Raw genomic sequence first — 15,687 nt, forward strand, 5'->3', positions numbered from 1 at the left:
CGCTGATTGATAAGATTTTTTGTGAAATTTTTATAACAAAAAAGGACACACACCACTCTACAAGCATTTTTATCAAATTCGCAATAGGAATAAACCATATGCCAACACGACAATCTGCAAGTTTCAAATGATACCCTTTATTCTCAAAAATCACGCATAAGCAATTTCTTTTAATTTTATTCACTAAAATGTAAATAACGTGTTCTAGCTCGCAAAGAAAATTCCCATGCCTGATTTAGAACACATTCAATTTAGAAGCACTTAATACATTTAACAATTAAGTCATAATTACACACAGTAAAACTTCTCTTCCCATTTATTTCTTCTTACTCTTTATTTGTTTCGCAAATGAATAATAAGGAAGGCATATGTTACAAAAATCACTTTTGTCAATTGCATTGGCGGCCACATTCTGTGCGCCATCATACGCAATCACGCAATCAGATCTTAATAAGCTCGGTGAAGGCCTTGATGTTAAATACAGCGTAATAGATAACACCCAAGATGATTGGCGCACTTTCCGCGGTGGGCTGTCAATTACCAACACCAGTCAACAAGAGTTGCCGGCAGCAGGGTGGGGCATCTACTTTAGCCACATCCGAATGATCAAAGCGCTATCCACACCAACATTAAAATTTACCCACGTTAATGGCGACATCTTTAAATTAGAGCCTACAGCACAATTCAAGCCGCTCAAACCCGGACAGACATTCAACTTCGAGTTCGATGCTGGGGACTGGCTAGTCGCCAAGACAGACGTCATGCCAAACTGGTATCTGGTCTCAGAAGACGGCGGCCAGGAAATCACAGCCCTGATCACCAGTACAAGCAACAAGATCAACAGCAAAATACCTGTGAAGCCAAGTGAAGAATTACCCTTCGTTACAGACTTTGATACCCCCCAACAATGGAAACGCTATGGTAGTGCAGCTATAACAGACTTCTACGACCCATTTACTGCCCAAGACCGCTTCGATCGCAACGCCGACCTGTCCATTATCGAGAACATTTCAGGCGTGATACCAACCCCGGCCTCTATTACACTTGGAACAGAAGTACTTACTCTTGATCCGTCATGGGTGGTTGTTTTTGATGACGGTTACCAAGAGCAGGCCAAATACCTAGCAAGCCAGCTTGGCATCACTGCACTACCTTGGTCACCCGCCACCAATAACGTTATTCGTGTTGGCTGGGGACAAGTAACAATTGACGGGCAGGCGAAGTGGTCCGAGGCTTATAATTTAGATGTTGATACCACAGCAAGTAAAATCAACATTAAAGCTGTTGACCAAGCAGGCGCCTTCTACGCAGCTCAAACACTGCTTCAGCTAAAAGATGGCGCATCCATCCCGGCTGTATCTGTTGTTGATGCACCTCGTTTCGAATACCGTGGCCTATCGGTAGACTCCAGCCGAAATTTCCGCAGCAAAGACTCCCTGCTCCAGCTACTGGATCAAATGGCCAGCTTCAAGCTTAACAAACTCCATCTGCGCCTTGCCGATGACGAGGGCTGGAGACTTGAGGTCGCCGACCTGCCCGAGCTGACCGAAGTCGGTGCCAAGCGCTGCCATGATCTAACCAGCACCAAGTGTATCCTGCCATTCCTGGGCGCTGGCCCTGAAGGGACGACCGAATCTAATGGCTATTACACGACTGAGGACTACCGCGACATCCTACGTTATGCCAATAGCCTGAATATCGAAGTCATTCCGGAATTGGATATGCCGGGCCATGCCCATGCTGCCATCAAGGCCATGGAAGCCCGTTACGCCAATTTCATGGCCAAGGGTGATGAAGTACAAGCCACTAAACACCTGCTGACAGACCTCAACGACAAGTCTGACTACCTCTCTGTCCAGATGTTCACCGATAACGCCATGAATGTCTGTATGGAGTCGACCTATACCTTTGTCGATACCGTCGTGGGCAACCTTGTTGCGCTGCACCAAGACATCCAGCCGCTCAAGAGATTCCACTTCGGCGGTGACGAAATTGCAGGAGCATGGAAAGACTCTCCAGTCTGTAAGGCATTCCTGGCCAACAATAACCATGGTATTACCAGCATCTCAGATCTCAGCCGCTATTTTGTCGAACGTATTTCTGTTATTACGGCAAATTATGATCTCAACCTCGGCGGATGGGAAGATGGCCTGATGAATGAAGGGAAAGTCTACCCGCGCGGCCAGCTGTCAAATACCAGTGTATCCGGAAACGCATGGCAGAATATCTGGGAATGGGGCGTGGCAGATCGCGCCTACAACCTTGCGAACAGTGGCTATGATGTGGTGCTCAACCAGGCTACCCACATGTATTTCGACCACCCATACGAGCCTGATCCAAACGAGCGTGGTTACTACTGGGCTCCGCGCTTTACCGATACCCGCAAGACCTTCGGCTATATGCCGGATGATGTATACGCCAACGCAGACTTCACCCGTGCCGGTGCACCGATCACCAAGGAGGAGGTTGTTGCCGGCGCTGGCGTTAAATCTTTGGAACGTCCTGAGAATATCCTAGGTCTTCAAGGCTCGCTGTGGGCTGAGACGGTTCGAACCGAAGAGCAATTTGAAGGCATGGTGTTCCCACGTCTTCTGGGCGTAGCAGAAAGGGCCTGGCACACTGCACCATGGGAAGCCAATGATCTAGCCAAGGTCCCAGCAGATGAAGCCGCACGTAATGCTGACTACAATCAGTTTGCCAACCTGGTGACACAAAAGGTCTTCCCGAAAATGGAAGCAGACGGCATTACTTTCAACCTTCCGGTTCCTGGTGCAGTCATTGAATCAGGGTTGCTCAAGGCGAACTCACCATTCCCTGGGCTATCCATTGAATACTCAGTCGATAATGGCAACAGCTGGAAGATCTTGGATCACAAGAACCCGCCTGCAGTAGCGGCTGGTGTCAAGGTCCGCACCGTGTCAGGTGATCGTACAAGCCGTATTGCCGTTGTTAAGTAATCACAGCATCTTCTAAGATATCGCCCCGGTTGATACCGGGGCTTTTTTTAATATCAACCTGAATAATTAACACACAATCGCACACAGCGGCAGGTCAATCACGGCTCCCCAAAAAGCCTCAACATCTAATCAACCGCACAGCCATATAAAAACAATCGGATATTATGCCGATACAGTCTTTCCAAATACCCAATTGTCTCAGCTTTCGATTGGCCTTCCCTTTTTAGCGGATAGAAGAAAAAAGGCATCATCACCAAGGCATTGAAACTGTCTTTGAGTAAGTGGGTATCCAGGCTCGGGTCTAAAAAACCTTTTTGCTGCAGCACGGTGAAGATCTTGATATGGAAAGCATCGGTGTAGGACAGTATCGATTGATCAATATAACTGCGCCTTGGGCCGTCATTCAGCACTAGCGTCTTATAGATAATACCCAGCAATTCCGGGTGCTCGATATCCAAATAGAAAATAGTCATAAACAGCTCTTCAATGGTATTTCGGTTTGAAGAGGCTTTCTTTAACTGGTTTAGTTTGTCAAAAAACGGTGAGTAGATATCGTCGAACACGGCTTTGTACAACCCGGCCTTGCTCTCGAAGTAATAGCCAATCAATGCAACATCAACCCCGGCTTCCTGTGCTATCCGGCGAGTGGTCACTTTATTATAGGAATGCTTCATAAACAAACGCCTGGCGACATCGAGAATGCCCTGCTGGCTACAAGGCAACTCGGCTTCTTGTTTCGGACGACCGCGAGACTTGGCTAATGCATTCATGATATTCCGTTACCATTCATAATTCAGGCTCTCAACATTTTGGCCCTGCACTGATTAAACATTAACCAACCGTATGAAAACTAAGGGCTGTTCAAATTTTCCACATTTCACCTTCAATACCACTGCCGCATTTGATATGAATCAATATTGCTATCTACGAATTCATCAAATGTCGAGGTTTGCGGAATAATAAACCCAGTGAAATGAGACCCACATCAACCCCACTTAGCCTGCCCCTTCCTTAGAATAACCTTGAGTAAAAAACACACAACCCAATAATCATAAGTCGTCAGCGCCTTGATAAATGTCCCGTTTAACTGTGATCCCCTACAAAATGCAATGACTGTAGCATAATCATTTACAACAACTCGGGACAGCCTAGATACCACAGGTGCTCATCTGCTGGATGGAAGACGGAAAAGGAATCAATTATGAACACACCGAGCAATGAAAACAGCGCGCCCATTAGCGAGCTCCCCAAAGATTCAATCCCCCAGCCACAAGCCGAAGATCAGCATGGCCTGCTCGAGCGCTATTTTAAACTGAGCGCCCACAACACCACAGTATCCACCGAGGTCATCGCGGGGATCACCACATTTATGACCATGGTTTACATTGTGTTCGTCAACCCGCAAATACTGTCTGCCGCCGGTATGGATCCGAGCGGTGTCTTTGTCGTGACCTGTATGATCAGTGCCATCGGCTGTATTGCCATGGGGCTGGTTGCCAATTTGCCAATCGCCCTGGCACCCGCCATGGGGCTCAATGCCTTTTTTGCCTTCTCTGTGGTCGTCGGTATGGGGATCAGCTGGCAGATCGGTATGGGGACTATTTTCTGGGGTGCAGTCTGCTTTACCCTGATGTCCGCGCTTGGCATCCGCTCCTGGATTTTGAGCAACATTCCTACCTGCCTGCGGATAGGCATTCCTAGCGGGATCGGCCTGCTGATTGCGCTGGTCGGACTGAGCAATGCCGGAATAGTCGTCGCCAGCCCGGCCACCATGATCACCGTTGGGGATCTAAGCTCGCTGCAGTGTGTCTTGGGCGCGTTGGGCTTCTTTATTATCGTGATCTTATCCTCGCGCGGCATTCATGCTGCCGTTCTGATCTCTATTGTGGTGGTGACCTCGATTGCTGCACTGATGGGCGATGTCGAGTACACGGGGATCATCTCGATGCCGCCAAGTATTGAAAGTACGTTCGGCCAGCTCGATCTTGCCGGTTCATTCGATGTTGCCCTGGCCGGAGTCATTTTCTCCTTCGCCCTAGTCAGCCTGTTCGATAGCTCCGGTACCATGATTGGCGTGACCGAGAAATGCGGCATTACCGACGAGCGAGGACGTTTCCCGAGAATGAAGCAAGCCCTGATGACAGATTCTGTTACCTCAGTCACGGGTGCCTACATGGGCACCTCCACTGTCACTGCCTATATCGAAAGCTCGGCAGGCGTTGCCGTCGGCGGCCGTACCGGGTTGACTGCCATTGTCGCCGGATTGCTGTTCATTATAGTGATCTTCTTCTCTCCGCTGGCCGCAATGGTGCCGGGATACGCTGTCGCGGGTGCGCTGATCTATGTCGGGATCCTAATGTCGTCAGGGCTGGCGAAAGTCAACTGGACCGATATGACCGAAGCCGCCCCGGCCTTTATTACCACCGTCATGATGCCGTTTAGTTTCTCTATCACCGAAGGGATCGCCACCGGCTTTATTACCTACTGCGTGATGAAAGCCGGCACCAACCGCTGGCGTGAGATCCACCCAGGGGTGGCCATTGTTGCCCTGCTGTTCATCATCAAATTTGTCTTTGTCGACGGCCATTAATCAGGAGTGCGAGGATGTCGAACCTAAAGCACAAACACACCCAGCAACTCGGCCGGGAGCAGTTATTGCACCTGCTGGCCGTGCTGCGTGGAGAGAAAACCGCCGATCTGAAGCTCACTAACCTGTCAGTGCTCGATCTTGTCAATGGTGAAGTCGCTCCCGGCCCAGTTGTTATCGACCAAGGCTATATCGCCGCTATCGGCCCGGAAGCTGACATGCTGCAGGCCAAGCGCAGTGTCGACTGTAACGGCCAGATTGCCGTACCAGGCTTTATTGACGGCCACATGCATGTTGAAACCTCGACCATGACACCGTTTGAATTCGAGCGCACCACCTTGCCGCTCGGTACCACCAGTATCGTTTGCGATCCCCATGAACTCGTCAATGTGATGGGCAAACCAGGGATCGAGTGGTTCCTGCGCTGCAGCGAGATGATGAGGCAGAACATGTTTGTCCAGGTAAGCTCCTGTGTACCGGCCGTGGCCGATCTGGACATTAATGGCAGTGACTTCACCCTGGATGAAATGAAAGCCTATCTCGAGCACCCGCATGTTCTGGGCCTGGCCGAGGTCATGGACTACCCCGCAGTTCTCAATGGCAATCCGACAATGCTCGATAAGCTGGCGACATTTAGTCAGCTCAATATTGACGGGCACTGTCCGCTACTCAGCGGGCGGGAACTGTCGGCCTATGTAGCCAGCGGGATCCAAAACTGCCATGAAACCACCAACTACCAAGAAGGAAAAGAGAAACTGGCCAAGGGCATGGCTGTGATCATGCGCGAAGGCTCGGTTGCCAAGAACCTGGATGCACTGGCCCCCTTGATCACCGACTACAGCTCGCCGCAATGCCTGTTGTGTACTGACGATCGCAATCCCCACGAGATCGCCAAAGAGGGCCATATCAACTACATGGTCAAGCGGCTGATCCAACACCACAAGATCAAGCCCCACCTGGCTTACCGGGTGGCTTCCTGGTCGGCAGCCCAGCACTTTGGCCTACATCGGCTAGGACTGATAGCACCGGGGTACAAGGCCGATATCAATCTCGTCAAGACGCTCGAACAGGTGGATATCCAGCGGGTTGTGATTGGCGGACAGTTTGTTGATGAGCTGAACCTGGCAAACTCGGTCACCGATAAGCTGAATGCTTCCGTCCCGCCCTTGCACACCACGATGGAACATCAGGCGGTAGCAGCCAGTAAATTGGCCATCCCGCTAACAGCCGGAGATTATCATGTCATAGAGATAGTCAAGGATGAGCTACTAACCAACCACCTTATTTGCCACTTTGACGGCCAGCAATTTGACAGCAAAGGCATTAACCAGCTGGCGGTAGTCGAGCGCTATGGCCACCAGCTACCGCCCGCCATGGGGTTGGTAAAAGGGTTTGGGCTCAACCAAGGCGCGATTGCAACCAGTGTCGGCCATGACTCGCACAATATCGTTGCGATTGGTGTCGATGAGCAAAGCATGGCTCTGGCGATCAACCATCTACTGGATTCCGGTGGCGGGTACTGTGTGGTGCAAAGTGGAGTAGTCACGGCCGATCTCATGTTGCCTCTGGGCGGGATCATGAGCCTGGACAGCTCGGAAGCAATAACCGACCAAATCATTGCCCTAAAAGCGGCGGCGCAAGCGATTGGAGTCACCGTTACCGAGCCCTTTGTGCAAATGAGTTTTCTTGCTTTGCCCGTGATCCCGTCGTTAAAGATGACAGTAAAGGGCCTGGTCGATGTCGAGCAGTTCAAGCTAATCGATCTAAAGCTCAGTGATCCAGTCGTCTCCTAGAGCGGGTGCCTTTCCTGCCAATACAAAAGGCATCCAAATAAAAAACAGGCCAGCCAATTACCTTGGCTGGCCTGCTCAGTGCAGACAAGAAAGTCTAACTATATAAATTAACTGTCAGTCTCTTTGGAGAAGGCCAGACCTTTTTCACCTTCTTTGCTGTAGTCTTTGATTTCGCCCGACTGAACACGTGCCAGGAACGAGTTCAGCTCTTTCTTCACGACCGGCATCAAGAAGTACAAGCCGATGATATTGAAGATAGACATGGCGAAGATAGCCGCATCAGAGAAGTCAATTACCGCGCCGAAGCTAACACTGGCACCGACAACTACAAACAAGCAGAAGATAACTTTATAAACCAGGTCCATTGCCTTGCTTTCACCAAACAGGTAAGTCCATGCTTTAAGGCCGTAGTAAGACCATGAGATCATGGTTGAGAAAGCAAACATAACCACTGCCACCGCCAGAATATACTGGAAGATATCAGCTGTTTGTGTAAACGCTGCAGCGGTTAGTGTTACGCCGCTTAGCTCACCAGTATTCATGCCTGAAATCGTGATAACCAACGCTGTCATGGTACAAATCACTACGGTATCGATAAATGGTTCCAGAACAGACACCAGGCCTTCAGTTACAGGCTCTTTGGTTTTTACTGCCGCATGAGCAATCGCTGCCGAACCGACACCAGCTTCGTTAGAGAAAGTCGCACGTTTCATACCTTGGATAAGGGCACCAACAAAACCACCCGCAACACCAGCACCAGTAAAAGCACCATCAATGATCTGGCCAAAAGCATCACCTATCATCGACGCATTCGCAGTTAGAACAATCGCCGACATACCCACATAAATCAGTGCCATTGCTGGAACCAGCTTTCCAGTTACCCGGGCAATCGATGGCATACCGCCAATAATGACCGACCCCACCATGCCAGCCATAATAAGGCCTGTCACCCAACCATAGCCTTCAGGCAAGCCCAGTGTCTGAACAATCATCGCATTGGCCTGGTTGCCCTGGAACATGTTACCGGCACCCAGTGCACCCAAGATGGTCATAACCGCAAAGCCCACAGCCAAGCCTTTACCCAAACCACCAAACCCACGCTCTTTCAAGCCACGGCTCAGGTAATACATTGGACCGCCCGACACATCACCATTTGGCAATTCGTTACGGTACTTAACCCCAAGGGTACACTCACAGAACTTTGAAGCCATCCCCAACAAGCCACACAGGATCATCCAGAATGTTGCCCCCGGACCACCAATTGCCAGCGCCGCACCCACACCGGCAATATTACCGAGCCCGACCGTACCAGAAAGCGCTGTTGCCAGTGCCTGGAAGTGAGTAACCTGACCCGGTTCCTTGTTGTTCGGATCAGTAAAATCACCTTTAACGATTTTCACTGCCAAGCCAAAGCGCTTGAACTGCACAAAACCGAAATACAGTGTGAAGATAATGGCTGCTACGAACAACCAGCCGACGATAACCGGGAAGTTTGCTCCATTGACAGGCACCGATGCAAAAATGGTGTTTGCGAACCAACCGAGGTTTTCGCTAAAAAAGTGATCGACAGCCTTATCAAATCCAACTTGCTCACCTGAGGCAAAAGCCGAAGAGGTAAACATGGTTAACGCTACAGCAAGATAACAACTAATTTTTGATATCATATTCCGTTCCACCTGTATGATTATTTTATGTTGGCAGAACACGGCAGGATCTTTCACCATTCAGCACCGTGTTTACATTTCCACCAACATTTCCCTGTGGCGAAAAAAATTAGCAATAAGGAAACATAATCTCAACAAGGAATGGCGTACAAATGCAGGCGTTTATCCTGATGAATGATGAAAATTAACGATCATCACCCAGAAAAAGGTCTGGCACACAGCCTGTATCATTATTTTTAAATGCCTGAGTAGTGAATGTCGATCGAACCTAAATATGTTAACATTTCGTTAACCTCGTCACCTTTTGATACAACTATCACTTTCATCGGCCTATTTAGACCAGCAACAAACACTAAAAAGGCCCAACCTTTTGGTTGAGCCTTGCAATAAGTTCCATAGGAAGCAAACTACTCACTTTGTTTTTCATGCTCTAGCAGCCAGACTTTCAGATCCAAACCACCAGCATAACCCGTTAGCTTGCCAGAACTACCAATCACCCGGTGACACGGTACGATGATCGGGATCGGGTTCTTACCATTGGCCGCCCCGACGGCCCGTACCGCCTTGGGGTTACCGATACGGTTGGCAATATCGCCATACGAGCATGTTTCACCATAAGGAACCTGATTGAGCGCCTGCCAAACCTGGCACTGGAAGTCGGTACCGACCATGTTCAACGGTACATCAAAATCTTGGATCTCACCGTTAAAATAGGCTTCTAACTGCAGGCAGCACTGTCGGGAGATAGCATTAGGCACTTCGTCGGCGCTCGGATCGGCATCAAACTCAATGGCCATCACAGCCGATTCATTAGCAACAATATTCAACCAGCCGATCGGGGTCTGTAATAGTTGGTTGTTCATGACAAAGTACTCCATAAATACAAAGTTAAATAGCTGCGCCACGGCGCGGCCAGTGAATCATCAAAAGACTCCGGCATCATTGCCAGCGCTTTTTTCACGCCCAAATCGCCGGCTAGAAAAATATCAGGATCACTGAGCCCACGCATCCGTAAATAGTCAACCGTCCAAGGACCAATACCCGGCAGTGCCAGCAAGCTTTTCGCATCATCCAACGGGTTGGTTTCTGCAAACGCCGAAAACTGCCTTAGCGTTTCCCGTCGACGTTGCGGCATACCGAGCTGCTCCAGATCAAACTGACCAACCTGCTCCGGGGCTGGGAAGTAACAATAGTTACCGTCATTATTGGGGTTAAGGGCAACAAACTGCCCGACCAGGTTACGGGCCGCCTTCACCGAAACCTGCTGGCCGAGAATTGCCCGGATACCCGCTTCAAACGGGCTCCAGATCCCCGGCAGGCGGACACCTGTCATCCCGAGCGGTTCGCCGTTTATAGCCTGCTGCAAACGCTGTTCAATCAATGATGAGTCAGCATCCAGATCGAGGCAGCGCCGGATTGTTTTTATCACCCGGGGGAGGTATTTCAGATCTAATAGGTGTATTTCAACTCGAAAAGCTGATTTTTCTGCCAGGTGGAAAGCCGTGAAGCGGCCAACGCACTCCTGATACTGAAATGTTCGGCCATAGCTTTGCTCATCGAGCCATTCCAGGCCGGGGATCAAGCGCGATGCGAAGAACTGGTGCAAGTACGCCCAGTTATACGGCGGACGATAGGCAAGTGAAATTACGATCCCTTTTTCTGCCACGGTTGTCACAACACCCTGTTTACGGATCTGGGAAGGCGTCAGGGAGAACTGCTGCTTGAAACAATCATTGAAGCGGCGGATGCTGTTAAAACCACACGCCATCGCCACATCCGTCACCGGCATGCGGGTATCATGCAGCAGCTTTTTTGCCAGCAGGCATTGCTGGTACAAACTATAGGACTTAGGAGACAGGCCAATTTCATCCACAAACAACTGGCGAAGGTAACGCTCGGTAATGCCCAGCCTGTCGGCAAGGTGGGTGAGCGGTTGCTCCGACAACGCCCCTTCATCGATCAGTCGCAATGCCCGGTTCAAAGTCGCATTTTTACCCTGCCAGGCCGGGGAGCCCGGCGCACTGTCGGGGCGACAGCGCAGGCATGGACGGTAACCCGCATTAGCCGCCGCGATCGCTGTTGGAAAATACTCGACATTTTTTTCTTTCGGTGCCGGAGCCGGGCAGATCGAACGGCAATAGATCCCGGTTGTTTTCACTGCGGTAAAAAACAAGCCATCATAGCGGGTATCTCTTGCTAGCCTGGCCTGCTGGCACTGGGTTGGGGTCATCTCCATGACAATACTCTCGAGGGTTATCTTCTGTTAAGTCTAAAGACTTTCGAGAGCAAAACTAGCCAGAATCGGCACTGAACCCCAATTGTCGCTGAAGAAAAAAGATGTCCTTTTTGCTAACACTACAAATTAACACCTAAAGGCAAGTCGGAAACTTCCATAAAATATACAGGCCCTATTCAGGTAGCGTTTAAAAACCTGCCCATGAGCTTGATCATCAGCTCGTAGGCGATGGTCCTGATATGTCGGGCTACCTTTTCAATAGGTAGCTCTTTGCCCCATAAAACCATAGGATCGCCAGCTTTATCATTGGCTTCTGGACCAAGATCCACGGCTAGCATACCCATAAATACCAGACCGACGATGGGCATGATACGGCCATAGGGACTTGCAAGTATGTGGAGAGTCATTTATCAACGTAACGTCCGTTTATTTGTAGTTCTGAAAGGTCATCTTAGGTGGCATTTTACCTAGAATGGTATTGCATCAAAACCTGAACACCCATTAAACCAAGCCCTCAGGTTAATGGGTGTTCTATCGTAGTACTATACTATTTGCTGCTTTTTATAGTTTTGGTTGTGTCCCTTCACCGTTAGACACAACGGCATCAATTTGAACTGATGCCGACATAGGAATAGACACAACGCCAATTGTTGTTCTTGCTGGTAGTTCATCTTGGAAGTAGGTGGCATAAACCTCATTGACGGCATCAATATCAGCAATATCTGTCAGTTGAACGTTCACTTTCACAACATCGTCCATAACATGATCAATGCTTTCAACGATCGCCTTGATGTTATCCAGGCATTGTTTGGCCTGAGCTTTTACATCACCAGCGACAACTTCGCCTGTTATAGGGTTTAAGGGCAACTGTGCTGCGATATGGTTGTAATGAGAAAACGCGACCGTTTGAGTGTAGTACGGGCTTTTTGGCGCGTTCTCTGTATTGTTGGCTTTGATAACGATGCCATGGCGATCTTCTACTTCTTGCGGTGGAGTGCCGTCACCGTGTGATACCACTGCGTCTATCTGTACCAACGCATCCATTGGTAATGCAGAAGCAGCAACCACTGAGCGAGCGGGTACATAGGCGACAGCTCTCGCAATTGCGGAATCTGGGAAGTAGGTGCAATAGATCTCGTTGACGGCTTCGATATCGTTAAGGTCTTTTAGGAAAATGTTTACTTTGACAATATCGTCAAATGGAACATCAATGCTCTCTAAAATCGCTTTGATATTCTGTAGGCACTGCCCTGTTTGCTCTTTGATTCCGCCAGAGACAATCTGACCCGTTTGGGGATCAATCGGTAATTGAGCTGACACATTATTGTAGTGAGAAAACGCCACCGTTTGTGTAGACAAAGCGCTTTGTGGCGCATTGTCTGTATTTCTTACCAGTTTGATGAGGTCACACGGCTCTTGTGATGGGGTACCTTCGCCATTAGAGATAACGGCATCGATTTGAACCAACGCATCATTTATTGGCAGCGCAGCCACCGCAACAGTTGTTCGAGTCGGGAGGTAACGGTTGAAAAAGCTTGAGTAGACGTCATCTACGGCGTCAACATCAGCAATATTTTTAACAAATACATTGAGTTTAACCACATCGTCCATAATGTGGCCGATGCTTTCAACAATGGCTTTGATATTGTCTAGGCACTGTTTGGTTTGATCTTTAATCCCACCAGTTACAATAAGCCCAGTGGCAGGGTCTATCGGTAATTGAGCTGAAATATTATTATAGTGAGAAAATGCAACAGTCTGTGTGGAGGCTAAGTCTTTAGGTGCGTTCTCAGTATTTCTTGAAAGTTTTACGATCTTGCTGGTCATGTCGATATTTATCCTGTTGTAGAGTAAGTGAATATTTGCTTCGTATTGGCGTGGTTTAAGTCTTTATTCGTTATTGTCTTGTTTAAATGACAAGTAATTGCGGATAGTTAAAATCGTGAATAGCTAATGATTTTATAATAAATGAAGTAAGGTTTAATTGAATTTGATTAGAATCAACATTCCGGATTAAGCATTAGTTTCGAATAAAAAGTGTTAGCTTCATTTAAATATATTAAAGAAATAACATAGAAAAACCGATAGTGTGTTTTTATCAGTGGAGAGGTAACTGATAATTTGATAAGGCTGTTTCTTATCTTATTCCAGTGCTCGCTACAAATATAAAAAGACCTCTAATAGATAGAGGCCTTTGTTAATTAAGCTTGGTTAGTCGCTATGTATTATAGCGTTTTTAAGAAACCGTTGATCTTCTCTTCGTGATGCTTGATAGTTTCTTCTGTTGGGATCACCGCATGCTTGTGCGTGAAGTATACCAAGATAGCCATTTGAGCCGTTAAGCGGTTTTCAGCTTCGTCGAATGCGACAGAGTATTCACTTTCTAGCGCACCACGAGTCACCTCTTCTTTGTCATTGGCAGGAAGACAGTGCAACAACATTGCGCCCGGACGAGCTTTCGCCATCAATTCTTCGGTAATCACATAATCAGGCATGAAGGCAGCAAGACGCTCTTCTTTTTCATCCATTTGCGTTACCCAGTAGAAGCTGTCGCCATATACCACATCACACTCACTGATCTGCTCTACATCATCAGTGATCTCGATATGACCACCAGACTCTTTACAGAAAGACTCTGCAAGTTCTACCCACTCTGGTTCCATATGGTATTTCTTAGGACCAATTTGCTTAAAGCCCATACCGTATTTTGCACATGTCAGCATCAGTGAGCGACATACGTCAGTCGCATCGCCCATAAAGGCAAGGGTAAGATCTGATAGTCTGCGGCCATCCGTGATGTGCTCTCTAATGGTATAAAGATCTGCAAGCATCTGAGTCGGGTGGAAACGAGTATCCAGGCCGTTGATCACCGGCACGGTTGACATCTCTAACAGGCCATCAAGTGTTTCAGGACTATTCGTACGCGCCATGATGATGTCACACATGCGCGATAGTACACGTGAAGTATCATCAATAGACTCCTTACCGCCCAGGTGGATGTCTTTAGGAGAGAGGAACAGTGCGTGTCCGCCCAATAACGTCGCTGCCACTTCAAATGATACACGAGTACGCGTAGAGCCCGCCTCAAAAATCATCCCTACTGATTTGCCCTTGAAAAGTTGAGGGATGGCGTTATCTCTGCGCGCTTGTTTGAGGTATGTCATCAGCTCCATCATGTTGTCCATCTCTTCAACAGAGAAGTCTTTCATTGACACCATGTGTTCCATGTTTGCTTTGTTTAGTTCAGTCGCGCTTGAAGAAGGTAGTTTCATGATAATGTTCCTTGTTTTATCCGGGGGATCTTCTTGTCGAACATCCCCTTTTGTTTCATTGAAAGTTGTTGGAGTAGATTTAAATTAAATTTTTGGTACTTGCTGGGTAATACAGTGGATGTTTCCGCCGCCAAGCAAGATTTCACGGGCAGGTACCCCATTGACCTCGTAACCCGGATAGATGTCCTCTAATATCGCTTTGACGTCGTTGTCGTATCGCTCATCAAGCAGAGGTAGTACTATCTGCTTATTAGTAATGAGATAGTTGGCATAAGAAGCGGCTAAACGTTCGCCTGCCTCTCGCTCCATTCCCTCTGCGATATCAATACCAGCTGCTTCTTCAGCAGACATAAACAGTGGGCCAGGCATCGGCAGTTTGTGCACAATGATATTTCGCCCTTTGGCATCGGTTTGGCTGGACAGGTAATCGTAAGCTTCACGGCTTATTTCATACTGGGGGTCATTTTCATCGTCACACCAGGTCAATACGACTTCCCCAGGCTTCACGACGTGAAGAATGTTGTCGACGTGACCGTTAGTTTCATCGTTGTACAGTCCTCGTGGCAGCCAAATCACCTTGTCAACATTGAGGTGTTCGCACAAAACGGCAGTAAGCTCTTCTTTGCTTAAGCCTGGGTTGCGGCTTTCATGAAGGAGGCACTCCTCTGTGGTGTAGAGCGTGCCTTCACCATCAACGTGGATTGAACCGCCTTCCAAAACAATAGGTGCTCTGTAGCGTGAGTCTCTGATGGCTTCACACATTTTTTGTGCTACCTGATCATCACGATTCCATGGTGAATAGAGACCATCAACAAACCCACCCCATGCATTGAACTCCCAGTCGACACCACGGCGTTCACCTTTGTCGTTGGTGACGTATGTCGCGCCAATATCACGCATCCATGAGTCATCAGTAGAAATCTCAAGCACCCGAATATCATCTGGTAAACGTGAAACCGCGTTATCGTATTGCTCTGAACTTACCAGCATCGTCACTGGGGTGGTTTTGCTGATTTGCTTAGCGACATCGGTAAACACTCTTTGTGCTGGCTTGGCGCCATTGCGCCAGTTGTCCGTGCGCTCCGGCCATGCCATCCAAATTTCACCATGAGGCTCATGCTCACCGGGCATTCTGAAACCATCTTGTTTTGGAGTAGTTGTAAACACTTTTTTCATGA

10 protein-coding genes and 1 pseudogene are annotated in these 15,687 nt (G+C 48.5%); 3 read left to right on the plus strand and 8 right to left on the minus strand.

The annotated features are described in order from the left end of the window. Positions 1-368 precede the first annotated feature (368 nt). A complete protein-coding gene (locus AC51G0_RS23330; RefSeq protein ID WP_496304043.1) occupies positions 369-2,957 on the plus strand; it encodes a beta-N-acetylhexosaminidase in 2,589 nt (862 codons plus the stop codon). Between the two features lie 125 nt (positions 2,958-3,082). On the opposite strand, the gene AC51G0_RS23335 is transcribed toward AC51G0_RS23330, so the two are convergent. Beyond that, complete coding sequence (locus tag AC51G0_RS23335; protein ID WP_496304044.1) at positions 3,083-3,727, minus strand: TetR/AcrR family transcriptional regulator; 645 nt, start codon at positions 3,725-3,727, stop codon at positions 3,083-3,085. A gap of 521 nt (positions 3,728-4,248) precedes the next feature. Here AC51G0_RS23335 and AC51G0_RS23340 point away from each other — a divergent pair. Continuing rightward, on the plus strand, positions 4,249-5,547 hold the full coding sequence (locus AC51G0_RS23340; protein WP_496304187.1) for an NCS2 family permease: 1,299 nt from the start codon (positions 4,249-4,251) through the stop codon (positions 5,545-5,547). Positions 5,548-5,561: 14 nt separating this feature from the next. After that, the gene (gene adeD / locus AC51G0_RS23345; RefSeq protein WP_496304045.1) at positions 5,562-7,337 is read left to right on the plus strand and encodes an adenine deaminase; all 1,776 of its coding nucleotides are present in this window, start codon (positions 5,562-5,564) and stop codon (positions 7,335-7,337) included. Positions 7,338-7,444: 107 nt separating this feature from the next. Here the strand turns inward: adeD and AC51G0_RS23350 are convergent, their stop codons facing one another. The 7 genes and pseudogenes from AC51G0_RS23350 to aguA form a co-directional block, all read right to left on the minus strand. After that, positions 7,445-9,001: an alanine/glycine:cation symporter family protein gene (locus AC51G0_RS23350; RefSeq protein WP_496304046.1), complete on the minus strand. Its 1,557-nt coding sequence runs from the start codon at positions 8,999-9,001 to the stop codon at positions 7,445-7,447. A 407-nt stretch (positions 9,002-9,408) separates the two neighbouring features. After that, positions 9,409-9,864, minus strand: a complete 456-nt coding sequence (locus AC51G0_RS23355; protein WP_496304047.1) for a methylated-DNA--[protein]-cysteine S-methyltransferase — start codon at positions 9,862-9,864, stop codon at positions 9,409-9,411. Next, a complete protein-coding gene (locus AC51G0_RS23360) occupies positions 9,861-11,237 on the minus strand; it encodes a DNA-3-methyladenine glycosylase 2 family protein (protein WP_496304048.1) in 1,377 nt (458 codons plus the stop codon). The genes AC51G0_RS23355 and AC51G0_RS23360 overlap by 4 nt, the downstream gene beginning before the upstream one ends. Positions 11,238-11,413: 176 nt before the next feature. Then, positions 11,414-11,614, minus strand: a pseudogene (locus tag AC51G0_RS23365) (alanine racemase C-terminal domain-containing protein); the annotation flags it as partial. A gap of 184 nt (positions 11,615-11,798) precedes the next feature. After that, positions 11,799-13,064: a RidA family protein gene (locus tag AC51G0_RS23370; protein ID WP_496304049.1), complete on the minus strand. Its 1,266-nt coding sequence runs from the start codon at positions 13,062-13,064 to the stop codon at positions 11,799-11,801. 398 nt (positions 13,065-13,462) lie between these two features. Further along, positions 13,463-14,509, minus strand: coding sequence for an ornithine carbamoyltransferase (gene argF / locus AC51G0_RS23375; protein WP_496304050.1), 1,047 nt, complete (start codon positions 14,507-14,509; stop codon positions 13,463-13,465). Between the two features lie 84 nt (positions 14,510-14,593). Next, positions 14,594-15,685 carry an agmatine deiminase gene (gene aguA / locus AC51G0_RS23380; protein ID WP_496304051.1) on the minus strand — a complete coding sequence of 364 codons (1,092 nt, stop codon included), beginning with the start codon at positions 15,683-15,685 and terminating at the stop codon, positions 14,594-14,596. Positions 15,686-15,687 lie beyond the last annotated feature (2 nt).

The organism is Photobacterium sp. HL06 (assembly GCF_059552575.1).